This is a genomic window from Pseudomonas sp. NPDC089569 (assembly GCF_050280625.1).
In the GTDB taxonomy this organism is placed as follows: domain Bacteria; phylum Pseudomonadota; class Gammaproteobacteria; order Pseudomonadales; family Pseudomonadaceae; genus Aquipseudomonas.
Genome location: NZ_JBNNVQ010000015.1, coordinates 72,322 through 89,603, shown reverse-complemented (window position 1 = coordinate 89,603; position 17,282 = coordinate 72,322). Strand labels below are relative to the sequence as shown.

Here is a 17,282-nt window from a genome sequence, read left to right as displayed (position 1 = left end):
CAGTGCGGAGTTCGGGGTTTGAGAAGCTGGGTTGAGCTCGATGGTGGATCCGGCGGCCTGGGCCGGGCCGGCTTTACGGGTGATCATCGCGGCCGGGAAGTTCCACGGGGTGATGGCAGCGGTCACGCCGATTGGCTGCTTGATCACGATCAGGCGCTTGTCTGGCTGGTGGCCCGGAATCACGTCACCGTAGACGCGCTTGGCTTCTTCGGCGAACCACTCGAGGAAAGAGGCAGCGTAAGCGATTTCGCCCTTGGCTTCGGCCAGTGGCTTGCCCTGCTCCAGGGTCATCAGGCGAGCCAGGTCTTCCTGGTTCTCGATCATCAGTTCGAACCAGCGACGCAGTTTGCCCGCACGCTCTTTGGCGGTCAGTGCACGCCAGGCCGGCAGCGCCTTGTCGGCAGCTTCGATGGCACGGCGGGTTTCGGCAGCGCCCATTTTCGGCACAGTGCCCAGAATTTCGCCCGTTGCCGGGTTGTTGACCTTGATCGTCAGACCATTGTCCGCATCAACCCACGCGCCATCAATGAAGGCTTGTTGGCGGAACAACTGGGTGTCTTTAAGCTGCATGTCGGCTTTCCTTAACAGCACCGCAATGGATACGGAGCGAATTGTGATTGTAGAAAGGCGCCTTCGTAGGCTGCCGTCAGGGAAATCATTCACCGGGCTGAAGCACATAAATAGCGCACGTATTGGACTCGTGCGGCTCAGCACCCAGACAAGAGCGTTTGAAATCTCAAACGAATCCTAGGAGCAAAGGGGGTAAAGGACAATAGGGCGTTCAAAAAAAAGAACGAAAACCCCTTTTTTGCCCGGTTTTTCTGATCAACGTATCAAACGCAGGTTACGCTTTGGAAAAACACAAGCGATTCAGCAGCATGGACGCCTGCAATGCATATGAGTATCATGGCGCCCGCTGCACCAGTAGCTCAGCTGGATAGAGTACTGCCCTCCGAAGGCAGGGGTCGTGGGTTCGAATCCCGCCTGGTGCGCCATACGCAAAAACGAGAAAGCCCCAGACCGCAAGGTCTGGGGCTTTTTTTGTGGGCCGCGTTTCAAGGAGCGTGCCTGTCTTGAGTCAATCGACCGGCCAGAACAAATACCGCAACACTTTTCTCTGAACAGTGCACGGCACGCTCTCCAGAATACCCCCCGAGGACTTAACCAAAGGGAACGCCATGCGTTTGATAAGGAACATCGACAAAGGCTTTGAACAAACCGAAAGCCCAAGTACCGCAGCCCGGTTGGTAAGCGACGCACTGATGCGAGGTCGCCATAACATCGAAGGGCTAGTTAACTTTGGGAGCCATTCCCGCATCAGAAGCGACTTCGAAATTGTCGAGGCCGTCCGTAAGGGTGATTTGCTGTTGGTAAAGGAACGCTTTGCCAGCTCCGGCGGTGGCCTCATCGCGAGATCAGTGCCAGAGCCTGAACCCGTCTACATCCCGCCTGAAGATCCATGGCCACAGGCCAAGCCTCGCGACGATCAGGTCTTTGCTAAATCCTGTATCCCTGGTAACTGGTGTCGCACCGAGGCGGGCACCTCTACGGAGCCCGCTTCGAACTTCGGCAATGTAATGATTGCGGGCGCCATGCTTTTTCCCTCTGCCAGTACCGCCGTAGCGGCAGCTCTGGGCGCTGATCTGGCGCTAGGTCGAATGGCCGGCGGCGGCATTCTGCAACAGCATCTCAATTGGGCCATACGCGGTGCAGGCGGGCCTGCCAGTGTTTTCATTCTGGGTATGCTTCCGAGCAAGATGGGAGACGGAACGCTTCATACTGACACTCAGTTACGCAGCATGACTCACGCCCCCACCCGTGTGCGCTTCCAGTTTCGTCGCGATGCCGAGGGAGCGCTGCGGGTTTACGGCATCCACACCACCGCATCAGGCGACGATACAGTGCGCACGGTGCAAGCCACATGGAACGCCGATAAAACTGCGTTGGAGGCCAAACTCAATGGCATCACTATTCTGTGGACGCCTCAGCGCGGGCCACTGGGACAGATGCCACCGCTGATCTACCCCGACAGCGGCAGTGAACAGCTCAGTACCATCCTGGTACACCCCATCCCTGAAAACACAGACAGTCAACTCGAAGGGCTTCCCGGAGAAGACATAACCACAGACGACTGTATTCTGGTGTTTCCAGCCGAGAGCGGGCTGAAGTCGATGTATGTGGTATTTGCCCGGCCTATCGGCGGCGATCACAGCTATCACCCTGCTCCCAAAGGGCTGACAGCTTTCCCAGATGCGGTGAAGGACAAATCCAAGAACTCTGTAAAGGGCGGGGGCGGTCTGCGTAGGCGCTGGAAAGATCGTAAAGGCCGTATTTATGAGTGGGACTCTGAAAATGGCAGGGTTGAGCTATACGACAAACAAGGAAAGCATCTGGGAGAGTTCAACCCTGACACAGGAGAGCGGACCAAGGACGCCGAGCCAGGCAGAACAACTCCAAAATAATTTAGAGGAAAATCATGCACCTATGCATCACAGGTTTTTTATCAGGCGACAGCGAAGATACTTCGCTGAAATATGAACTAGACGTACCGTCGCAGTTTGAGCCAGCGGTACTGGAAGTGCTGGGGTGGCAAAGCCTTGCAGAAAGCCCGGACGGCGAATGGCTGCTTACAAGCGACCAATCTCAGCGGATTGCGACCGCGATCAATGAGCAGTTCCCCAGCGACCTGGATCTATTCATCGGGCTAGAAGCCTAGCTAACCGGATGGGCCCGTAACAGCCCTTACTACAATCTGAATCCGGCAATTGCTGTTGATGTTTGAAGCACCTACTTTATCTTGCGTTTTCTTCAACGCCTTCAAAATGGCGCTCATCGCCAGATTGGGCATGTACCCGCGACCGACAAAAACCAAGGAAGTGATATGGCCAAAATGTGGATGATCCGTGGCGAGTCTGGTCGGCTGTACGACGATTTCCGCGAGCGCGGTGTCGCCGCGATTGGATGGTCAAAACTCGCGCCGCTGGCAAAAGCTGGCATGACACGCAAAGAAGTCACTCGTCTCTACCAAGATATTGAACCCAATATCAAGCCAGGCACCGCGATTTCAGGCGCCTCGCAAGTGTGGCGCTTCATCAATGAAATCCAGCTAGGTGACTGGGTAGTGACGTACTCACCCGCTAATCGCACCTACTTGGTTGGTAAAATTACCGGTGACTTCAAACACAACCCTGAATTAGCCGATCTCGGCATGTCGCTGACACGCCCGGTTCAATGGCAAGCACAAGAAGTAGACCGCGATAGCCTAAGCACTGCGAGTAAAAATAGTCTCGGCTCGACACTCACAGTCTTTGTCGTGCCAGACTTTGCCCTACAGGAGCTGAAAGCAATGGTGGCGGGCGACAAGCCTCTCGTCTCACCACCGGTTGAAGAAGAATATCCCGACAGCGATCCACTGGCAGGCATGGAAAGCCTAGCGCTCGAACGTATCAAGGATCTGATCAACGCCCTGCCATGGGAAGACATGCAGGATTTGGTCGCTGGCATCTTGCGCGCAATGGGTTACAAGACTCAGGTATCCCCCGCCGGTCCAGATCGCGGCAAAGACATCATCGCGTCACCGGACGGTTTCGGCTTTGAAAATCCGCGGATCATTGTTGAGGTGAAGCACCGCAAAGACCAGATGGGCAGCCAACAAATCCGCAGCTTTCTTGGCGGGCGACACAAAGATGATCGCGGGCTTTATGTCAGTACCGGCGGCTTCAGCAAGGACGCCTATTACGAAGCCGAGCGAGCCAATGTGCCGCTGACGTTATGGACCCTCGACAACCTTGTTCGCGCACTGATTGAGCACTATGGACAGACGGATTCAGAAACTAAGAGATTGATACCGCTAAAGCTTACGTATTTGCCGCTGTAACTTTATGAATTAGGTAAATACCAGACGTCACTCGACCGTCTTTCTTGCCGCCCGGCCATCGTATCCTCAGCCGCTGATGGATGAAGCAATTTTTGCTCAAGAAATCGTCTTGAATTCGTTTTTTCTACAGCCCCAGACCGCAAGGTCTGGGGCTTTTTTGTTGTCGCGCAGATCATCAGATCCGGAAGCTGCCCACCAATTGCTTCAAGCGGCTGGCCTGCTGTTCCAGGTCCGAGCAGGCGCGCAGGGTGAACTGCAGGTTCTGCATGCCTTCCTGGTTCAGCGTGTTGATCTCGTTGATGTCCATGTTGATCGAGTCAACCACGGCCGTCTGCTCTTCAGTGGCGGTGGCCACCGACTGGTTCATGCCGTCGATTTCACCGATGCGCTGGGTCACGCTGCCCAGACGCTCGCCCGCCTGGTTGGCAATCGACACGCTGTCCTGGCTGTGGCGCTGGCTTTCGCCCATGGTATTGACCGATTCACGGGCGCCGACTTGCAGCTCCTCAATCATGTTCTGCACTTGCTGCGCCGATTCCTGGGTGCGGTGAGCCAGATTGCGAACTTCGTCGGCGACCACGGCAAAGCCACGACCGGCCTCGCCAGCACGCGCCGCTTCGATGGCCGCGTTGAGCGCCAGCAGGTTGGTTTGCTGGGAGATACTGGTGATCACTTCCAGGATCTGACCGATGTTCACGGTCTTGCTGTTCAGCGTTTCGATGTGCGAACTGGAGGTTACGATCAGGTCCGAAAGGCGGCTCATGGCCTGAATGTTGCGATTGACCACTTGCTGGCCTTCTTCGGCCAAGTGGCGGGCGGAGCTGGCGTGTTGCGAAGCTTGCGCGGCGTTACGAGCGATTTCCTGGGCGGCAGCACCCAGCTGATTGATCGCGGCGACGACGCTGTTGGTGCGATTGACCTGCTCGTCGGAGTTGGCCATCGAAGAGTTCGAGGCACCCACGACACGCAAGGCCACTTCGTTGACCTGCTCGGTGGCCGACGACACTTCGCGGATCGAGGTGTGAATACGTTCCACGAAGCGGTTGAAGGCGTTCCCGAGAATGCCGAATTCGTCCTGGGTATGAATGACCAGGCGCTTGGTCAGGTCACCCTCGCCTTCGGCGATATCTTCCATGGCCTTGCTCATGGCCTGCAGCGGTTGCAGCAGCAGACGAATCAGCATGCCCAGCAGGGCAATGATGAAGACCACGGCGAACACAGTGGCAACAACAGCCGACGCGCGGAATTCACTGAGCCTGGAAAACGCCTTGTCCTTGTCGATGGACAGGCCGATGTACCAGTTCACCGTAGGCAAGCCCTTGATCGGGGTGAAGGTGACGATGCGGGTCTGGCCATTGGCCTGGACTTCGGTCAACTCGCCGTTTATCTGTGGCGTACCCTGCGGGAAGAGGTCGCTCAGGCTCTTCATCTGCATGTTTTTATCGGGGTGGACCAGCACCTTGCCGTCGGAGCTGACCATGAAGGCGTAACCCACTCCGCCCATGTCCAGTTTGTTGATGGTGTCGACCAGCGCACCGAAGCTCACATCACCGCCGACCACGCCGACCGTCTGCCCTGACTTGCGGATTGCCGCCACCATGGAGACCACCAGCGTGTTGGTGGCCATTTCGACGTACGGTTCGGTCATGGCGACAGTACTGCTAGCCTCGGCAAGCTTGTACCAGGGACGTGTGCGAGCATCGTACCCGTCGGGCATCTTCGCATCAGGCAGGATGGCGAACTCGCCTTTGGTGGTACCGACGTAGGTGCTGGGGAAGCTCGACACCAGCGTTTTCTGGGCCATCAACGTGGTGATGCTGGGCATCTCCGGGTTCAGGGCCGCGTTTTGCGCCAGGTTTTCAACCAGCAGGGTGCGACCGTCAAACCAGTTCTTGATGTTGGCCGCAGTCACTTCGCCCATTTCGTGGAGGTTGTTTTCCAGATCCTTGCGAATGGCGTTGCGCTGCAGGTAGTCGTTGTACAACGTGAATAGCGCGAAGGCGGCTACCACGATCAGCGACGCCACAATCAGGATCTTGTGGCTGAATCGGAGGGTTTTATTCATAACGGGTCGTGTCCACGAAGGCGTTATTGTTGATTGGCACACGCTGTATCGGCCGTTTGAATAAAATACTGAACATCTTTGTTTGTTTTTCTATACGCGCAAGTATCTTTATCTGTTTCGACATTAGGAGGTCGGATTTCAGGACTGCGAAGGCAGGGATCTTGGGTTCGGATTGCCCCTAGTGCGCCATGGATAGAAACGAGAAAGCCCCGGACCGCTGGGTCTGGGGCTTTTTGTGAAATGCATTTCCCTACATTTTTACTTAATTTTCCTGGTAGCTGCGCTCAATCAAAACTTTGGCTCTTTCCAGATCAGCCTGAGTGCGCAAACTCAACTCCAAATCGCCAGTCCCCCAATGACCAACATCCCGCACATCACGACTGAAGCCCTCAACAAGCTCGACGGTATCCGGATTAATTTTGAGATAAAGCTGAAGGCGCTTGGACTGTACGACGACGCTGGCGAAATTTTTTAGACGCCGGAATGCAAGGTAAAGCTTCAAGGGCTTCTCTTGGACATCATCACCCAGTGAATGTAGATAGCTGGAAGTCTGCTCAAAGAGTTCAGAAATTTCCTGTGCTGCTTGGGCGAGCTGTTCTTGCCAGGTTTTGTCCTTACTGCCAGATGCTGACTTACTTACGCCAATCTCGACAGGCTTAGCGGCGACGGAAGCATTCGCGACACTCACTGCATTGACCAGCTCAAGCAGTAACAAATCATCTCCGAACATTTTGTAGCGGATCAGCTCAATGTTCCGCTGGATCAACTGCACCGCATGCTGATCGTAACGGGTGAAATCGGCAGCGATGCAGAGCAACCGCGTACCACTCCACTCAATCTGCTCAGCGGCCTCCTTGCCCAGCTTCTCCATCACCAACCAGCGAAATTCAGCCTGGTGATCCAGCAGCCAGTCGAGATAGAACAGGCCCTGATTAATCACATTCTCATTGCTGTGGCGCTTGTATTCGATAATGACGGGACAACCGTTCTCGTCGAGCCCGAGCGAGTCAATACGCCCCCTATGGGTCTTACCCGTGGCGTACTCGGTCGCGAGAAAGCGCACGCCGAGAAACGTTTCCATCTGCGCTTCGATCAAGCCCTGTAGCTGTTTTTCAACCGCGGCTGCGCGACCCGGTAATTCACACGCTCCATTGACGGCATTCAAGCGAAAAAGCTGGATGTCGCTCACACACATGTCCTTTTTTGCTAACAGCCGATGGGGAACGATGCCAAAAGCGCCACAAAAGAAAGCCCTAAAGCGATGCTCCGGGGCCTTTCTTGAGCTGCAGTTCGCAAAATCAAAACTCAGTAGAGCCGCTACGACAAAAAATAACGATTGACGACAAAATATTTCAGAGCGATATTGAGTCACCGCCAATTGCGTAGAAGTGCTACAGAGAAAAATTGGGGTGCGGCAGGTTGCAGCCTGCCGCGATTGCAATAACTGACCCGTTAGGAGAGCTAAAGCCATGAAACTTTACCAAATCAGCTACGACCTGCGTAAACAACGTGACTATCCGTCGCTGTATGAGCGGATTAAAGCCTATGGCACCTGGTGCCATGCTTTGGAATCCACCTGGATCATTGTCACCGACCAGACCTCTGTGCAGGTCCGGGACAATCTGCAAACGGCTCTGGATAAGGACGACGGCCTGCTGGTCACGCGTCTTCAGGGTGAAGGTGCCTGGGTGGGGTTGTCAGAGGAAGTTACCCGGTGGCTGAAAAATCAGGCACCACACTGTACGGTCTGAGCACATTGCGCCAAGGACGGCGCTTCTTTCTTGAGAGAATTATGCCAACCCGAATATGCAAATTGAGCGAATTGGCTGATGTGCGATCCGGCCACACGTTCCGCGGAGCACTGGAACATGATCCAGCGGGAGACGTCAGAGTCTTGCAGATCAAAGACCTGCGACAACGCGCCGTGATCGAACCCGAATCGCTCATTTCGGTTCGCTGGGAGGGCAGCAAAAATCCGCCCTCTCTGATGGCGGGCGAAATCGCCGTCGTTGCTCGGGGCGATACCAACACCGCAGCTTTATATAGAGAAGGGCAGCGAACTGTGGCCACCAGCCAATTTTTCGTTGTGACCCCCAAGACAGCGGAAGTACTGCCGGAGTATCTGTGCTGGATGATCAACATTCCTCAAAGCCAACGAAACCTTGAACGCAGCGGCAGCAGCATCCAGGCCATCAGCAAATCGTCGCTGATGGACATGCAAATTCCGCTGCCTTCGCTAGAAACTCAAGAAAGACTGACTCAGTTGCAGCGCCTCTGGGATGAAGAGGACCAATTGATCGCTCAGCTCCACTCGAATCGTGAACAGATGCTCCAAGGCATCTATCAGCAACTTATTAAGGAACGACCATGAGCGGCAAAGTAAAACAGGACGACATCAACAAGGCGCTGTGGGCGGCTTGCGATATCTTCCGCGGCACGATCAGTGCCGACACCTACAAAGACTTCATCCTGACCATGCTGTTCCTCAAGTACATCAGCGATGTCTGGCAGGATCACTACGATAATTACCGCAAAGAGTACGGCGACGAACCTGAGCTGATCGAAGAAATGCTCAAGAACGAGCGCTTCGTGCTGCCGCGTAACGCCAGCTATTACGCGCTGTACGACCAGCGTCACGAGCCAGGTAACGGTGAACGTATCGATCAAGCGCTGCACGCCATCGAAGAAGCCAACGGCACCAAGCTCAAGGACGCCGGCAAAAGCGTGTTCCAGGACATCTCCTTCAACACTGATCGCCTCGGTGAAGAGAAGCAGAAGAACACCATCCTGCGCGATCTGCTGGAAGAGTTCTCCAAGGCAGAACTCAACCTCAAACCGTCCCGCGTCGGCAGCCTGGACGTCATCGGCAACGCCTATGAGTACCTGATCAAAAACTTCGCCGCCAGCGGCGGGCAGAAGGCCGGTGAGTTCTACACCCCCCCGGAAGTATCCGAACTAATCGCCGAACTGCTCGACCCGCAACCGGGCGATACGATTTGCGACCCGGCCTGTGGTTCCGCCTCGCTGTTGATGAAGTGCGGGCGCAAAGTGCGTGAGCACCATGGCAGCAAGCAGTACGCGCTGTATGGCCAGGAATCTATTGGCTCCACCTGGTCGCTGGCCAAGATGAACATGTTTCTGCACGGTGAAGACAACCACAAAATTGAGTGGGGCGACACTCTACGTAATCCCAAATTGCTCGACAAATCTGGTCAGCTGCTCTCCTTTGATATTGTTACCGCCAACCCACCATTTTCACTGGACTCATGGGGCCATCAAGAAGCTCAACATGATCCCTTTAACCGTTTTAGTCGCGGCATTCCCCCTAAAACTAAGGCTGACTATGCATTTATCCTGCACATGGTTGAAACTCTTAAACCAAAAACTGGGCGCATGGCTGTCGTCGTACCGCATGGTGTGCTGTTCCGTGGTTCGAGTGAAGGTAAAATCCGTCAGAAACTGATTGAAGAAAATCTGCTTGATACCGTGATCGGACTTCCGGAAAAACTCTTCTACGGTACTGGCATCCCAGCTGCCATCCTAATTTTCAATAGAGCTAAAACAGATGAGAGCGTCCTGTTTATCGACGCCAGCCGGGAATACAAATCTGGAAAAAACCAAAACCTATTGGGCGATGAGCATATAAAAAATATTCTACTTGCATACCGTCATCGCATTAACTCGGACAAATACAGTTATCGAGCTAGCCTAGAAGAGATTCGCGAGAATCAATACAACTTAAATATTCCACGTTATGTGGACACCTTCGAAGCCGAACTGGATATTGACCTCGTGGCAGTACGTGCTGAACGGGACTTGCTCAAGAAAAAACTTATGGAACTTGATCTGGAAATGGATGGTTACCTGAAGGAGTTAGGTTATGGTGCCTGATGGATGGAAACGTACCACGATTGGTGAAGTTTGCGACTTCGTTAACGGCAATGGATTTAAGTCATCTGAGTGGACTGATCAGGGTTTGCCAATAATTCGAATTCAAAACTTAAACGGCTCTGTAGATTTCAACTATTTCTCCGGCGAACCTAATCCCCGCTGGCTAGTTTCCCCTGGAGACATATTATTTGCCTGGGCCGGGAGCAAAGGTGCTTCATTTGGGGCAAAGCGTTGGCTGGGCCCCATCGGCGTACTGAATCAACATATTTTTAAAGTTACGCCCAAAGCACACATCTACCAAAGCTGGCTTTACGAAGAGCTACGTACTGTTACGGAAAAAATTGAAAACCAAGCCCACGGATTCAAAGCAACGCTGCTACATGTACAAAAGGCAGACATTACCGAGCAAGTGATCAATCTACCGCCTTATAGCGAGCAAGAGAAAATCGCTAAAATCCTTTGTACGTGGGATCAAGCCATTGCCACCACGGAAAAGCTCTTGTGCAATAGCCAAAAGAAAAAAAAGTGGCTTATGCAACAGCTGCTTACTAAACGCAAGCGTTTACCAGAGCATGATGGTGAGTGGAAAACATTTACACTCGGAAGCCTTGGAAAAACCTTTACTGGTCTTACAGGAAAATCAAAAGAAGATTTTGGCTCTGGCTTTTGCTATATCCCATACAAAAATATATTCAAAAATAGCGCAATAGACATCAATTCTTTTGATCTAGTAAACATTGGCGATAACGAGAATCAAACAAAAGTACAATTTGGTGATATTTTCTTCACGGTGTCGTCAGAGACGCCGGAAGAAGTTGGCATGTCATCTGTATTGCTACATAGGATTGACCAAGTCTACCTCAATTCATTTTGCTTCGGGCTCCGGCTTTTTAATTTTGAAACTTTAACTCCAGAGTACGCACGCTACTTACTACGAAGTGATTTTATGCGCAAGTCAATATCAGCTCTTGCGCAAGGCGCCACTAGATACAACATTTCTAAACGCAGATTAATGCAGCTTGACGTAGTTTTACCACCCGTGAACGAACAGCAAAAAATCGCTAAAGTACTACTTAATGCCGATGACGAAATTTCTAACTTTCAACATCAACTGGAAAAGCTTAATCTGGAAAAAAGAGCCTTGACACAACAACTACTGACTGGCAAGCGCCGAACCAAGGTAGAAGCAGCCTAAATGACCATCAGCGACCTGATCCTTTACAGCACCGAGGACGGCTTGGCGCAGTTCACCCTTCGTGAAATGAATGGTCAGGTCTGGCTGACTCAACTGGAGCTGGCCGAGCTATATCAGTCCAGCAAGCAAAACATCAGCAAGCACATCCAGGCTGTTTTGGCCGATGGCGAGCTGCCCGAAGCGGCAGTTGTCAACTCAAAGTTGACAACTGCCGCTGATGGTAAGGAATACCTGACGCAGCTCTACGCCCTGCCGATGATCATCGCAATTGGCTACCGAGTACGCTCGACTCGCGGCTCACAATTCCGTCAATGGGCTACCCGCACGCTGAGCGAATACATGCTCAAAGGCTTCGTGATGGACGACGCCCGCCTGAAAGAGCCACGCTGGGATTACTTCGACGAGCTGCTCGAACGCATCCGCGACATACGCTCGTCGGAGAAGCGTTTCTATCAGAAGGTTCGTGATCTGTTCTCCCTGGCGGAGGACTATCGCGCCAATGAACAGGACACCGCGCGACTGTTCGCCGAGGTGCAGAACAAACTGTTTTTTGCCGTGACCGGGCATACCGCTGCCGAACTGATCGTGCGCCGCGCCGATGCCAATGTGCCGAACATGAATTTGCTCAGTTTCAAAGGCGACCGTGTGCGCAAAGCCGATGTGGTGGTCGCCAAAAACTATCTGAATGGCGAAGAACTGGATCAGCTCAACCGCTTGGTCAGCATGTTCCTGGACTTCGCCGAGCTGCGTGCCAAACAGCGCCAACACATAAAGCTTGAAGATTGGCGACGGTACATCGACAGCTTCATGGCGTTCAACGAACAACCCTTGCTGCGCTCGGCCGGCAGCATCAGCCACGAGCAGATGAAGAACGTTGCCCACGAACGTTACGAAGAATTTGATCAGAAACGTAGAACTGCAGAGGCACGAGAAGTTGATATTCAAGAACTGGCAGAACTGGAGCGCCTGGAAAAGCGCCTGAGCAGCCAGAAGAAATCAAACTGACGCAACTCACGCCTGGGCTTAAAGGATTTTGAACATGGAACTGCAGCAGCTACGCGCGCTACTCACCGAGGCTGATAATCATCATCAGCCGGAGCGTGAAACCAGCATCTTTGCCCTGGGTGGCCGTGGCTATTACGAGAACCCGACAACTGATTTGTTGGCATTTTTTCTCGACCCGGCACAAGCCCATGGGTTAGGCGATTGCTTTCTGAGTGCGCTGTTGAGTTGTGTTCCAGAAATGGCTGTACTCAATCCCAGCCTGCGTTCAGCTCCTCGGCGTGAAGTGGCGACTTATAACAGCAACCGTATCGACCTGGTGCTCTCGGGGGATGACTGGGACCTGCTGATTGAAAACAAAATCTCCCATAGCCAAGTCAACCCTTTCACCGACTATGAAGACTATGCCCAACGAGAGATTAATGATGGAAAGCGCCAGCTGTTCTACCTGGTGCTTTCGCCGTCAGGCCTCAGCCTTAGGGCGTCATGGCATGGCTTGAGCTATTCAATGCTGATTACGGCCACACGCCAACAACTCGGGCAACGCATGATTGCTCAGCCCTTCGACAAATGGCAGGTGTTCGCTCGCGACTTCTTGCTGCATCTGGAAAACATCACAATGGAAAAGGCCATGGATGCCGACGCTATCAGCTTCGTTTTCGAGCACATGCATGAAATCAACAAGCTTAATCAGCTCAGAGAACAGGCCATCAACGCGCTGGATAGAAAAGTGCTCCATAAGTTGGATGCCGAGGTTCCGGGGTATGAGCGCTACACACGGCGACATAACTGGAAAAACGGCCCTGCACTGCGTTATGCCTCGAACAACTGGGAACAATGGTCGGACGTGGTGCTGTATCTGAGTGGCGCCAGTGACCCAATGAAACCCTCGGTGCGTGTTTACCTTTGTAAAGTGAATGCCACATTGGCAGAGCAGGGCCGACTGCTGTTTGCAGGCAATCACAGCAAGATGTGGAACGAAGGTAAAAACAACAGCATCCTGGCCTTCAGTTGGGTACTCGATCACTTTGACGAACAGGCCATTCTTGAAGTGGTCGCGGAAAAAATGCAGCTACTGATGAAATTCGAAACTGAAGTGCGCCCACAGTTTTCGGCTATCCCGAATGAGGTAACGGCTTAATGATTTCCGGCCCGAAGTTCCAGGAAGAATACAGCGCCAAATTGCCTGCGCTAGCCCTGCTCAGCAACCTCGGTTGGGACTTCTTGCCACCGGATCAAGCGTTGCTGGCCAGAGCGGGTAAAACCGACGAAGTCGTGCTGCGTGATGTACTGCGCGAACAACTGAGCAAGCGTCGATTCATGTTCGGTGGCAATGAATGTGCACTGTCACCCAAGACCATTGACAACTTGATCAGCGAAGTTTGCAGCCCTGCCCTGAATGAAGGGCTGCAGGTCGCCAACGAACGGCTTTACAACCACCTGTTGTATGGAATTTCGGTCACCGAGTTTGTCGACGGTAAACGGGCCAACCCGACTATCGCGCTGATTGACTGGCAGGATCTGAGCAACAACAGCTTTGTGTTCACGGAAGAGTTCCGCGTACTTCGCAGTGGGGGTGTTGAGACAAGACGCCCGGATATTGTCTGCTTCGTCAACGGCATCCCCTTGGTTGTCATTGAAGCCAAACGCCCGGACGGCAATGCCCAGAAGGGCCCAACCATTGATGCTGGTATCTCACAGAGTTTGCGTAACCAACGCCACGAGGAAATCCCTCGTTTGTTTGCCTACAGCCAACTATTGCTTTCGATCAACGGTAGCGACGGACGTTATGCAACTTGCGGCACGCCAACGAAGTTCTGGGCGGCCTGGCGCGAAGAAGACTTCGGCACGACCGAGCAGCATGCGATAAAAAATCGCCCCCTCACCGCTGATAAGAAAAACAAGCTATTTGCACACAGACCGGCCGGTGACCGCTCTTGGTATGAAGGTTTGTTGGCAGGCGGTGAGCTGGCCGTAACAGGTCAGGATGAACTGCTGATCGGTCTGTTATCCCGCACTCGCCTACTGGAGATGATTCGCTATTTCACCTTGTTCGACAAAAAGGCCGGCAAGGTCGTCGCCCGCTACCAACAAGTGTTTGGCATCAAGCGTCTGATCGAACGAATCAGCCTCAAACGCAAGGATGGTGGCCGAGAAGGTGGGGTGATCTGGCACACCACTGGCTCGGGTAAGTCATTCACGATGGTGTTTCTGAGCAAAGCATTGATCCTGCACAGCGATCTCAAACAATGCCGCATTGTTGTTGTCACCGACCGGATCGATCTGGAAAACCAACTGAGCAGGACTTTTTCCTCAAGCGGTGAGCTGTCCGGAAAAAAGGACCGTGCAGCCGCCATGGCGACTTCCGGTACACGCCTTGCGGAACAGATTGGTAGCGGGCATGAGCGCATCATTTTTTCACTGATTCAGAAATTCAACAGCGCTACCAGACTGCCTGAGTGCATCAACACCAGTTCAGACATCATCGTGCTGGTCGACGAAGGTCACCGCAGCCAGGGCGGCGAAAACAACATCCGCATGAAGCAAGCGTTGCCTAATGCTGCCTATGTCGCCTTTACCGGCACACCGCTACTCAAGAAGGACAAAACCACCAACAAGTTCGGCCCCATTGTGCATGCCTACACGATGCAACGTGCGGTTGAAGACAAAACCGTGACGCCCTTGCTTTATGAGGAGCGTATCCCCGATCTGGACGTTAATGAGCGCGCCATCGACAGTTGGTTTGCACGCATCACCGAAGGGCTGACAGATCAACAAAAAGCCGATCTGAAACGTAAATTCGCCAAAAAAGGGCATGTCTACAGCGCGGATGATCGCATTCGGTTGATTGCTTTGGATATTGCCAACCATTTCGTGAAAAACATTGATGCCGGGCTCAAAGGACAGCTGGCGTGCGAAAGCAAGGCATTAGCGGTCAAGTACAAAAAATACCTCGATGAAGCCGGTTTGTTCGAAAGCGCGCTGGTAATGAGCCCGCCGGACAGCCGCGAAGGCAACCTTGAAGTCGATGAATCCTCCATTCCCGAGGTCACTCAATGGTGGAACAAAAACGTCGGCAGCACCGATGAGCAAACCTATACCAAACAAGTGATTGAGCGCTTCGAAAAGGATGATTCGCTCAAACTGCTAATCGTTGTGGACAAGTTGTTGACTGGCTTCGATGAGCCTAAAAACAGTGTGCTTTACATCGACAAGCCACTTAAGGAACACAACCTGATACAGGCGATTGCCCGGGTCAACCGCCTGCATCCGCTGAAGAAGTTCGGTTTGTTGATCGCCTATCGCGGTGAAATTCTCACCGAACTGGATACCACCATCCAGAAATACCAGGATCTCGCCTCCCGCACACAAGGCGGCTACGACATCAACGATATTGCGGGCCTCTACAGTTCAATGAGCAGCGAATACAAACGCCTGCCACAACTGTACAAAGCGCTTTGGGCGATCTTTGCCAACGTCAAAAACAAGGGCGACATCGAACAACTACGCCATGTGCTCGTGCCGAGAATGCAGGAGCGAGATGGCGAGCTGGTTGATACTAATCTCAAGGTCCGCGAGGACTTCTACGAAGCCCTGACCGAGTTCGCTACCTGCTTGAAAATCGCGCTGCAGTCAGCTTCGTTCTTCGAAGACACTAGTTTCAGCGAAGCGGATCGTGCCCATTACAAAGAAACCCTCAAACAGCTTTCCAGCCTGCGCCTGCTGGCAAAACAGGATGCTGGCGAAACCATTAGCTATGACCAGTACGCCGAACAGGTTCGCAAGCTGCTCGATAAACATGTAGTCGGCGTTGAGGTACGCGACCCTCCCGGCGTCTACGAAGTCGGCAAGATGGGGCAGAAAAAGCCTGAAGAGTGGAGCGAGGAGAAAACCCGCAACGAAACCGACATCATCAAGACTCGAGTGAGCAAGATAATCGAGCATGATCTGCTTGACGACCCCTATGCCAAGGAGGCGTTTTCAACGCTATTGCGTCAAGCCATTGAGGAAGCGGAAAGACTGTTTGACCATCCACTGAAGCAATACCTGTTGTTCCTTGAATTCGAACAACAAGTACAGGCGCGCAAACTGGATGAGTTGCCGAATGCATTTGCCGGTAACAAGCATGCGCAGGCTTACTACGGCGTCTTCAAAAAGACCTTACCCGCCGCTTTTGCTGCACTGGACTCTGAGGCTCAGGATACGTGGATCAAATTGGCCTTCACCCTGGAGGAGATGGTTACTACCTCCGTTGCTGAACATTCGATCAACCCTCAAAACATCGAAGCGGATATTCGCAAGAAATTGCTGCCGCTGATGTTCAAGGAATGCAAAGCAATCGGCGCGGGCATGGATCAAGCAAAAACAATCGTTGAATGGGTCGTTCAAATCACTCGCGTAGGCTTGGGAGCGGCATGAGCGTTCCCATTCTGTTGCCTGGAGAATATGAACGTCCGTCAAAGCACTGGCTGAGTTTTTACTATGCCGATGAAATGATTTTGGTAGAGCGCGCTCCTAAGCCACGCCAGGTTCAACGAGTACTGATCAAGGTTGATCCTGACTGTCGAGTGTCGGTGCAAGCACCGGTTGCAGCCAGCGACGAAGACATCCTGCAGGTTTTAAAGCATCGTGGTCGTTGGATCTACCAACAACTACGGCAATTTCGAGCGCAACTGACGCATATCAGGCCTAGGCAATACATCAGCGGAGAGAGTCATTACTACCTGGGGAAACAATACCTGCTCAAGGTGCTAGAAGCTCCTAACGATGTTCCGCATGTACGCATGCTGCGAGGAAAACTCGAGGTTTCTGTCAGGCATAAAACCGCAGAAAACGTTCGCGAGCAGCTAAGGGCCTGGTACAGAGTCCGCGCACGGGATGTGTTCACGCGTCGCTTACAAGCTGTTCTAGAACAAACTCTATGGGTGGAAGAGGAACCGCCACTGCGCATTCAGACGATGCAGACTCAGTGGGGCAGTTGCTCGCCGAAGGGGCGTATCACCCTAAACCCACATCTCGTCAAAACGCCTCGCGACTGCATTGACTACGTCATCCTTCACGAGCTCTGTCATATCGCCGAACACAACCACAGTGAACGCTTTTATCGGCTGTTAACGCAAGTGATGCCGAACTGGGAAAAGGTCAAAGCACGACTGGATGGGATGGCTGCGCTTGTGCTAAGTGACCTGCCAAGGTCCGATTACAACTAGCCCACTTCGTGTAGCCGCAGCCGTGTCTCTACAAGAGGTGTC

At 53.1% G+C, this 17,282-nt stretch carries 14 protein-coding genes, 1 tRNA gene and 1 pseudogene; 12 read left to right on the top strand and 4 right to left on the bottom strand.

Features of this window, described 5'->3' with window-relative positions:
* Positions 1-570: aldehyde dehydrogenase family protein (locus ACQKP2_RS09935; protein ID WP_427576092.1), on the bottom strand; the 570-nt coding region annotated here is incomplete at its 3' end.
* A 348-nt stretch (positions 571-918) separates the two neighbouring features.
* Here ACQKP2_RS09935 and ACQKP2_RS09930 point away from each other — a divergent pair.
* From ACQKP2_RS09930 to ACQKP2_RS09915, 4 genes are all read left to right on the top strand, one after another.
* A tRNA-Arg gene (locus tag ACQKP2_RS09930) sits at positions 919-995 on the top strand.
* 183 nt (positions 996-1,178) lie between these two features.
* Positions 1,179-2,462 (top strand): S-type pyocin domain-containing protein, encoded by a 1,284-nt coding sequence (locus ACQKP2_RS09925; RefSeq protein WP_427576091.1) that lies wholly within the window; start codon positions 1,179-1,181, stop codon positions 2,460-2,462.
* 14 nt (positions 2,463-2,476) lie between these two features.
* A complete protein-coding gene (locus ACQKP2_RS09920) occupies positions 2,477-2,716 on the top strand; it encodes a pyocin S6 family toxin immunity protein (protein WP_427576090.1) in 240 nt (79 codons plus the stop codon).
* Between the two features lie 165 nt (positions 2,717-2,881).
* Complete coding sequence (locus ACQKP2_RS09915; protein WP_427576089.1) at positions 2,882-3,877, top strand: restriction endonuclease; 996 nt, start codon at positions 2,882-2,884, stop codon at positions 3,875-3,877.
* Positions 3,878-4,052: 175 nt separating this feature from the next.
* On the opposite strand, the gene ACQKP2_RS09910 is transcribed toward ACQKP2_RS09915, so the two are convergent.
* The 3 genes and pseudogenes from ACQKP2_RS09910 to ACQKP2_RS09900 form a co-directional block, all read right to left on the bottom strand.
* Positions 4,053-4,817 carry a methyl-accepting chemotaxis protein gene (locus ACQKP2_RS09910; RefSeq protein WP_427576096.1) on the bottom strand — a complete coding sequence of 255 codons (765 nt, stop codon included), beginning with the start codon at positions 4,815-4,817 and terminating at the stop codon, positions 4,053-4,055.
* 93 nt (positions 4,818-4,910) lie between these two features.
* A pseudogene (locus ACQKP2_RS09905) lies at positions 4,911-5,798 on the bottom strand (HAMP domain-containing protein); the annotation flags it as partial.
* 406 nt (positions 5,799-6,204) lie between these two features.
* Entirely contained in the window at positions 6,205-7,413 is a 1,209-nt protein-coding gene (locus ACQKP2_RS09900; RefSeq protein WP_427576088.1) for a DUF5655 domain-containing protein, read from the bottom strand.
* Here ACQKP2_RS09900 and ACQKP2_RS09895 point away from each other — a divergent pair.
* The 8 genes from ACQKP2_RS09895 to ACQKP2_RS09860 are packed head-to-tail and all read left to right on the top strand — an operon-like array spanning position 7,412 to position 17,240.
* On the top strand, positions 7,412-7,693 hold the full coding sequence (locus tag ACQKP2_RS09895) for a hypothetical protein (RefSeq protein ID WP_427576087.1): 282 nt from the start codon (positions 7,412-7,414) through the stop codon (positions 7,691-7,693). The two genes, ACQKP2_RS09900 and ACQKP2_RS09895, sit on opposite strands and share 2 nt — an antisense overlap.
* On the top strand, positions 7,657-8,313 hold the full coding sequence (locus tag ACQKP2_RS09890) for a restriction endonuclease subunit S (protein ID WP_427576086.1): 657 nt from the start codon (positions 7,657-7,659) through the stop codon (positions 8,311-8,313). The genes ACQKP2_RS09895 and ACQKP2_RS09890 overlap by 37 nt, the downstream gene beginning before the upstream one ends.
* Complete coding sequence (locus ACQKP2_RS09885) at positions 8,310-9,833, top strand: type I restriction-modification system subunit M (RefSeq protein ID WP_427576085.1); 1,524 nt, start codon at positions 8,310-8,312, stop codon at positions 9,831-9,833. Before ACQKP2_RS09890 ends, ACQKP2_RS09885 begins: the two co-directional genes overlap by 4 nt.
* Positions 9,823-11,028: a restriction endonuclease subunit S gene (locus ACQKP2_RS09880; RefSeq protein ID WP_427576084.1), complete on the top strand. Its 1,206-nt coding sequence runs from the start codon at positions 9,823-9,825 to the stop codon at positions 11,026-11,028. The genes ACQKP2_RS09885 and ACQKP2_RS09880 overlap by 11 nt, the downstream gene beginning before the upstream one ends.
* A complete protein-coding gene (locus ACQKP2_RS09875; protein WP_427576083.1) occupies positions 11,029-12,033 on the top strand; it encodes a virulence RhuM family protein in 1,005 nt (334 codons plus the stop codon). It abuts the gene before it with no gap.
* Positions 12,034-12,067: 34 nt separating this feature from the next.
* Positions 12,068-13,171: a PD-(D/E)XK nuclease family protein gene (locus ACQKP2_RS09870; protein ID WP_427576082.1), complete on the top strand. Its 1,104-nt coding sequence runs from the start codon at positions 12,068-12,070 to the stop codon at positions 13,169-13,171.
* Positions 13,171-16,449 (top strand): type I restriction endonuclease subunit R, encoded by a 3,279-nt coding sequence (locus ACQKP2_RS09865; RefSeq protein ID WP_427576081.1) that lies wholly within the window; start codon positions 13,171-13,173, stop codon positions 16,447-16,449. The genes ACQKP2_RS09870 and ACQKP2_RS09865 overlap by 1 nt, the downstream gene beginning before the upstream one ends.
* Entirely contained in the window at positions 16,446-17,240 is a 795-nt protein-coding gene (locus ACQKP2_RS09860; protein WP_427576080.1) for a M48 family metallopeptidase, read from the top strand. Before ACQKP2_RS09865 ends, ACQKP2_RS09860 begins: the two co-directional genes overlap by 4 nt.
* The last annotated feature ends 42 nt before the right edge of the window (positions 17,241-17,282 follow it).